Annotated in this window: 6 protein-coding genes and 1 pseudogene; 2 read left to right on the top strand and 5 right to left on the bottom strand. The window is 71.5% G+C overall.

Annotated features, from left to right (window positions below; translation table 11 throughout):
- The 5 genes and pseudogenes from STRIP9103_RS05185 to STRIP9103_RS05165 all read right to left on the bottom strand — a co-directional run.
- Positions 1–1,083: sodium/solute symporter (locus STRIP9103_RS05185; protein ID WP_009299580.1), on the bottom strand; the 1,083-nt coding region annotated here is incomplete at its 3' end.
- Positions 1,077–1,385: pseudogene (locus STRIP9103_RS05180) on the bottom strand (DUF485 domain-containing protein); the annotation flags it as partial. The pseudogene STRIP9103_RS05180 and the gene STRIP9103_RS05185, both read right to left, overlap by 7 nt.
- 388 nt (positions 1,386–1,773) lie before the next feature.
- Positions 1,774–2,358 carry an Rv1733c family protein gene (locus STRIP9103_RS05175; protein ID WP_048819729.1) on the bottom strand — a complete coding sequence of 195 codons (585 nt, stop codon included), beginning with the start codon at positions 2,356–2,358 and terminating at the stop codon, positions 1,774–1,776.
- Positions 2,359–2,548: 190 nt separating this feature from the next.
- Positions 2,549–3,304, bottom strand: coding sequence for a ferredoxin reductase (locus STRIP9103_RS05170; protein ID WP_009299586.1), 756 nt, complete (start codon positions 3,302–3,304; stop codon positions 2,549–2,551).
- On the bottom strand, positions 3,297–3,902 hold the full coding sequence (locus tag STRIP9103_RS05165; RefSeq protein ID WP_048819728.1) for a sulfite oxidase-like oxidoreductase: 606 nt from the start codon (positions 3,900–3,902) through the stop codon (positions 3,297–3,299). The genes STRIP9103_RS05170 and STRIP9103_RS05165 overlap by 8 nt, the downstream gene beginning before the upstream one ends.
- A gap of 235 nt (positions 3,903–4,137) precedes the next feature.
- On the opposite strand from STRIP9103_RS05165, the gene STRIP9103_RS05160 reads away from it, so the two are divergent.
- Positions 4,138–4,926, top strand: coding sequence for a GNAT family N-acetyltransferase (locus tag STRIP9103_RS05160; RefSeq protein ID WP_009299584.1), 789 nt, complete (start codon positions 4,138–4,140; stop codon positions 4,924–4,926).
- A 522-nt stretch (positions 4,927–5,448) separates the two neighbouring features.
- Positions 5,449–6,249, top strand: a complete 801-nt coding sequence (locus STRIP9103_RS05155; RefSeq protein ID WP_048819727.1) for a putative protein N(5)-glutamine methyltransferase — start codon at positions 5,449–5,451, stop codon at positions 6,247–6,249.
- Positions 6,250–6,298: the final 49 nt, after the last annotated feature.

Here is a 6,298-nt window from a genome sequence, read left to right as displayed (position 1 = left end):
CGCGGTGAGGACCTCGCCGCCGAGCTCATGGGCGAGGAGCAGTACGGACGCGTCGCCCTTGTGGTCGATGTCCTGGATGGTCTCCCGGCCCACGACGGCGGTGGCGCCGAGGCCCAGTACGCCGGCCATCAGGCAGACGAACCCGACCAGGCCGACGGCCCACATCACGGAGGTGCGCAGGACCCGCGTCTGGCGGGGCGCGAGCAGGCGCATCATCACATGCGGCAGCGCGGCGAGGCCGAGCACGATGGCCAGTTGCAGACTGAAGAAGTCGATCTTGCTGATGGGGCCGGCCCCGTAGCGCAGACCCGGTTCGAGGTACGCGGCGCCCAGGCCGCTGCCCGCGGTCGCGGACGCCAGCAGTCCGTCGATGTTCCAGTCGAAGCGGTTCAACACCATCACGGCGACCACCGAGACACCGGCGACGAGCATCACGGCCTTGACGACCTGGATGAAGGTGGCGCCCGGCATACCGCCGATCGCGGCGTAGATGGTGACGATGGAGCCGATGATGACCACGATCATCATCCGGGTGGTCGGCCCGGGTTCACCGACGAACTGCGTCAACAGGGCGATGCTGCCGACCAGTTGGGCCACCAGATAGAGGGTGCACACGGTGAGGGTGCAGATGGCCAGCGCCAGTCGCACCGGCCGCTGCTTCAGCGGGAGCCGCCGGGCCAGGGTGTCGCCGAGCGTGAACCGGCCCGAGTTGCGCAGGGGTTCGGCGATGAGCAGCAGCACCATCATCCAGGCGACGACCGTGCCGCAGAGGTAGAGCAGACCGTCGTACCCGGTCAGGGCCACCAGGCCGGTGCTGCCGAGCAGGGTCGCGGCGGAGAGGTAGTCGCCGCACATCGCGAGGCCGTTGCGCAGTGGCGACATGTCGCGGTTGCCGAGGTAGAACTCGCTGATCTCGTCGCGCTGCGGGGCGGTGATCAGCGCCGTGAACAGCGTGATCACGACGACGGACAGGAACAGCACGAAGGTCAGCCGCAGACTGAACGCGTCGGCCACACTCGCGGACAGCGTGGCGGGGGCCGGGTGCGGAGCGGGCAGAGAGGCCGCCAGGGAAGTGGTCACCACGTGCGGAACCGCCGTCCGGCCGGAATGCGACGCTGCTCGGCCTCACGCTCCTCCAACTGGGCGCGGAGCCTGCGCGCGACGGGGTCGATGTTCTTGCGCATGTGCCGCACATACAGCCACGCGGTCACGCCCATGACGGCGAACTGGGCCAGACCGAGGGCCAGCCCCAGCGTCAGATGTCCGACCAACCGCTGATTCATCACCCCTGGTACAAAACTCGACAGGAGGACGTACGACAGGAATCCACCGACCGAGAGTGCGGTCGCCCAGGTGCCGAACCTGCGATATGCGGCGCTTATTGAACGAAATTCAGGGCAGGGTGTGCGTGCACGGGCTGCCGCCCCGGTGCGCTGCCGGTGCGGGGTGTGGGTGTGAACGGGTCACCCCGCGGGTCGGGCGGGGGAGGAAACGGGACGGAACTGTCGTACCGTGCCGTGTAGTTGGACACAATGCACCCTCTTCGCTGCCTTATGTCTCGCACTCGGCTCTGAACTGTCGCGGGAATGGTTCCAGGGGAATTCGACCGTCGCGGGGGTCAAGCCGCTGTGCTGAAACTATGGGGGAGAAGGGGGAGTATGTCAGCGAGGCTATTAAAGTATCAACCGTCATGCGGATGGATTTTGTGGACGTTTTGCGGCCGGCCGGCATTCATCGCGCAGCTTTTGGCTGAGCATTGCTCGTCTTCGGATCTCAAGCCCGGCGGTGCCCCCAGTCGGGCCCTGTGTGCGCCCACTCCTCCTCCCACTCGGCCAGCCGATGCCGGATGGCGACCCGGCGTACGGTGAAGTGCGCGGCGAGGACGAGGACGATGACGCCGCCCGTGGCGCAGGTCCCCATGGACAGGGCGTGCTGCCAGACGGCCGTGTCGGTCGGTGGCGCCTTGACGCTGCGGCCCGACACGTCCAGCCAGACATCGGCACGGTCGCCGCGCTTGGTGCCCGCCGGCACCTGGGCCCGGCCGGTCCTGGAGTCCCCGTCGGGCTCGGTCCAGTGTGCCCGCACCCAGTGCAGGGGCTGTGTGTCGCCGCCCGCCGAGGGCACCGAGGCGGGGGCGTCCTCGACGATCACGGCACTGACCCGATCGCGCTCCGCCCGCTCCGTCGCCGCGTGCGCCCGCGCGTTCCCGTGCGCCCACACGCCCACCGCGACGCCGACCGCCGGAGCGCCCACGATCAGCAGGAACGCGACGACCAGCACCATCCACGCCTCGATCACGTCCGAGCGCCGGCGCAGCTCATTACGGCGCCACCGCCACCCGAACACCTGGCCCTGCATCTCGCCCTCCCTCACCGGTGCGGTCCTCACGTACGAGAACCCCGGTTAGGACTGGTCCGCACTTCCGGTGTACCCGAAAGAGGGCGCCATGGCATGGTTTAGGGCAGAAATCATGGAAACGTGCGCCGGGCGTGCGTGACGGCCGGGACGGAAGCGCCGGCCGACAGCGCCGGCCGGCGGGGCGGAGGTGTCAGCCGAAACGCTCGATACGGACGCGGTCCACCGGCTGACCGGCCTCGACCAGCAGCCGTGAGGCATGCTCGGCGAACGCGTTCGACCCGCACACATACGCCTCCCACCCACCGGCCGGAGGCTCGGCCAGCAGCGGCGCCACATGCGCCGCCGCCAACCGGCCCACCGGCACCCCCTCGGGCGCCCCGCGCGTGAACACGGCGGTGGTCTCCGCGCCGTACTCCTCCGCGTAGATCAGATCCTCGGGCCCCCGCGCGGACACCAGCAGCCGCAGCGGTACGTCGAGGCCGCGCGCCCGATGGTGGCGGATCATCGACATCAGCGGTACGACCCCGGAACCGGCCCCGATCAGCAGCGCGGGGCGGTCCCCGGGCCAGGCGAAGAAGCCGCTGAGCGGGCCCCGCACCTCCACCACGTCACCGGGCCGGGCCTCGGTGTGGAACCACCCGGAGACCTCGCCGCCCTCGACGTGGTCCAGGGTCAGCTCGATGTGCCCGGCGTCGTCGGGCGGGGAGGCGAGCGAGTAGTGGCGCTGGGCCGTGTAGCCGTCCTCGGCGGTCAGCCGCAGCATCAGATGCTGCCCGGGCAGATGCCCCGCCCACCCCGGCACCGCGAACCGGAACGTGGCCACGCGCGGGGTCTCGCGGCGGATCTCCGTCAGCGTCGCGGTCTGCCACACGGAGGCGGCCCGGTTGTTCACGGCGATCCGGCCGGGCACGGCGAACCGGGTCGGGGGAGTGAAGGTCTCAGTCACCGGAGTACCTCTGCTCCTCCCAGGGGTTGCCCCGCTCGTGATAGCCGTTCTGCTCCCAGAAGCCGGGCTCGTCGTGGTCGAGCAGCCGCAGACCCGCGATCCACTTGGCGCTCTTCCAGAAGTACAGATGCGGCACCAGCAGCCGCGCCGGACCGCCGTGCTCGGCGGGCAGCGGCTCTCCGTCGTACTCCCAGGCGATCCAGGCGCGTCCGCCGGTGAGGTCGGCGAGCGGGAGGTTCGTGGTGTAGCCGGTGTGGGAGTAGGCCACGGCGTGGGTGGCGGCCGGGTCCGGGCGTACGACGTCCAGGAACGCGTCCAGCGAGACGCCCCCGAACCGCACCCCGAACTTCGACCAGCTCGTCACACAGTGGATGTCGCCCTCGTACACCGACCCGGGCAGCGCGTGCGCCTCGTCCCAGTCCCAGGTGCGCGGCTCGGCCACCCGTCCGTCGATGCGGAACGTCCAGTCGGCGGGCGCGAGGTCGGGGGTGACCTCGGCGGACAGGACGGGCCAGTCGTCGCCCGCGTCGTACTGGCCGGGCGGCAACCCCGGATTGTGGGTGCGGGCGCGGCCGGTGAAGCCTCGGGTGACGTTCATGCGGGTCCAACGTGACGGCGGTGATCGTGGAGTCGTATAACCGTACGTGCCCGGGGAGCGTGCTCCGTCGTCGGGGCGGGCGATGATCATTGCGGTCGTATGAACTCTTCGGTGCCCTTCGGTGCCCCGGGAATACGGACTCCTCCATCTCCCTTGCCGCTGGAGTCGGCTCCGGTGGTCCTCGCGGCCCCCGCGGGCGGTGACCCGGTGACAGATGAGGAGAGTGGGAGAACAGATGCCCGAGTACGTGAGCGGGGGCAGGGAGTACGCGCGCGGCGCGGAGTGGCCGAGCGGTACCAAGGGTGCGGACGACGCCCCGCACGTCCTCGACAACCCCGCCCTCGCCTCCCTCACCGGGCCGCACGCCCACTTCGCCGAGCGGCGCGGCCGGGTGCTGCGCTACCCGGTGGACGTGTCGCCCTGGCTGGCCCTGCCCGACGAGCCCGGCCCCGACGACTGGGCGGACCTGACGGCGTTGGCGGGCCCCGGCACGGAGATCGCGGTCCCCGCCTACAGCGGGGGCTTCCCGGCCGGCTGGGAGGTGACCTTCGACCTGGCGGGCGTCCAGCTCGTCGACGACGGCATCGCCGCCGAGCCGGACGACGAGGCCGTACGGCTCGGCCCCGCCGACGTGCCCGAGATGCTCGACCTGGTGGCCCGCACCCAGCCCGGCCCCTTTCTGCCGCGCACCGTCGAACTCGGCACCTACCTCGGCATCCGTCGGGGTGGCGCCCTGATCGCGATGGCCGGCGAACGGCTGCACCCGCCCGGCTGGACCGAGATCAGCGCGGTCTGCACGGACCCCGCGTTCCGGGGCAAGGGCCTCGCCACCCGGCTGATCCACGCCGTCGCCCACGGCATCCGCGAACGCGGCGAAACCCCGTTCCTGCACACCGCGGCCACCAACACCGGCGCCATCCGCCTGTACGAGTCCCTCGGCTTCCGCCTCCGCCGCACCACCCGCTTCATGGCGGCCCGGACATCCGTGGTCGAGGCGGGGGATGAGCGGGTGGGCGTGGCGTGACGACGGAGACGTGCTCCCGTGGGGCGCCGCAACTGCTTGGTGGGGTCCGCGTGGTGGGGCTGCAACCACTTGGCCGGGCCCGCGTGGTGGGGCCGCAACAGCTTGGTCGGGCCGCCTGGTGGGCCGCAACAGCTTGGCCGGGCCCGTGCGGTGGGGTCGCAACCGCTTGGTCGGGTCCGCGTGATGGGGTCGCAACCGCTTGTCCGGTTTCGCGTGGTGACGGCGTACCCGCTTGGTCGGGCCCGTGCGGGGGGCCGCAACCGCCTGGTCGGGTTCGTGTGGTGGCGGCGTACCCGCGCCTGGTCGGGCCCGCGTGGCGGTGCCGTGGCCGCAGCCGTGGGCCCTTGCAGTCGTGTCATGACCGTGGGGTAGGGTGACCGGGCCAGTCGTCACGTCGACCGAGGAGGTGGGACCCATTACCGCTGTGTCAGGTCGGGTGCTCTCACCTCAACGCGGCGCGGTGCACTGCCGATAGGCCACCGCGGGAGCGCCCTTCGGCCCACCGAAAGGCTCTCGGCTGTCATGCCCTCTCTTCTCTCCACCGCCTCCGTCGTCACGGCACTGCGCGCCGCCGGCTGCGTCTTCGCCGAGGACGAGGCGGAGTTGATCCTCACCACCGCCCGTACCCCGGACGAGGCCGCCGCCATGGTCGACCGGCGCGTCGCGGGTCTGCCCCTCGAACTCGTCCTCGGCTGGGCCGAGTTCGCGGGGCTGCGCATCACCGTCGAACCCGGGGTGTTCGTCCCCCGCCGCCGTACCGAGTTCCTTGTCGGGCAGGCCGTGGCCGCCGTTCCCGAGGCCTCCGTCGTCGTCGACCTGTGCTGTGGCTCGGGTGCGGTGGGGGCCGCGCTGGCCGCCTCCCTCGGCGACGAGAGCGGCGAGGTCGAACTGCACGCCGCCGACATCGACCCGGCGGCGGTGCGCTGTGCCCGCCGCAACCTCGTGCCGTACGGCGGGCACGCGTACGAGGGCGATCTGTATGCGGCCCTGCCTGCCGACCTGCGCGGTCGGGTCGACATCCTCGCCGCGAATGTGCCGTACGTCCCCACCGGCGAGGTCGGCTTCCTTCCGGTGGAGGCTCGCGAGCACGAACCGCTCGTCGCGCTCGACGGTGGGGCGGATGGGCTGGACGTGCTGCGCCGGGTGGCCGGCGGGGCGCCCGCGTGGCTCGCTCCCGGGGGGTGTCTGCTGATCGAGGCGAGTGAACGGCAGGTGCCGGCGGCCCTCGACGCCTTCCGCGGCGCCGGGCTCATGGCGTGGACGGCTGTCTCGGAGGAGATGTACGCGCATGTGGTGATCGGCAGGCGACCGGTGCACGGCTGAAGTCTCCTCGCCCCCGCCGCCCCTACCCATTCCCATCCCCAGGGGCGGC

The sequence above is a fragment of the Streptomyces ipomoeae 91-03 genome (assembly GCF_000317595.1).
Lineage (GTDB): Bacteria > Actinomycetota > Actinomycetes > Streptomycetales > Streptomycetaceae > Streptomyces > Streptomyces ipomoeae.
Note: the sequence above shows the minus strand (reverse complement) of the source record. Positions and strands in the feature narration are given on the sequence as shown.

Coding starts and splice junctions, on each gene's coding strand:
- STRIP9103_RS05160 (WP_009299584.1), top strand. CDS start 4,138: ATGCCCGAGTACGTGAGCGGGGGCAGGGAGTACGCGCGCGGCGCGGAG.
- STRIP9103_RS05155 (WP_048819727.1), top strand. CDS start 5,449: ATGCCCTCTCTTCTCTCCACCGCCTCCGTCGTCACGGCACTGCGCGCC.
- STRIP9103_RS05165 (WP_048819728.1), bottom strand. CDS start 3,902: ATGAACGTCACCCGAGGCTTCACCGGCCGCGCCCGCACCCACAATCCG.
- STRIP9103_RS05175 (WP_048819729.1), bottom strand. CDS start 2,358: ATGCAGGGCCAGGTGTTCGGGTGGCGGTGGCGCCGTAATGAGCTGCGC.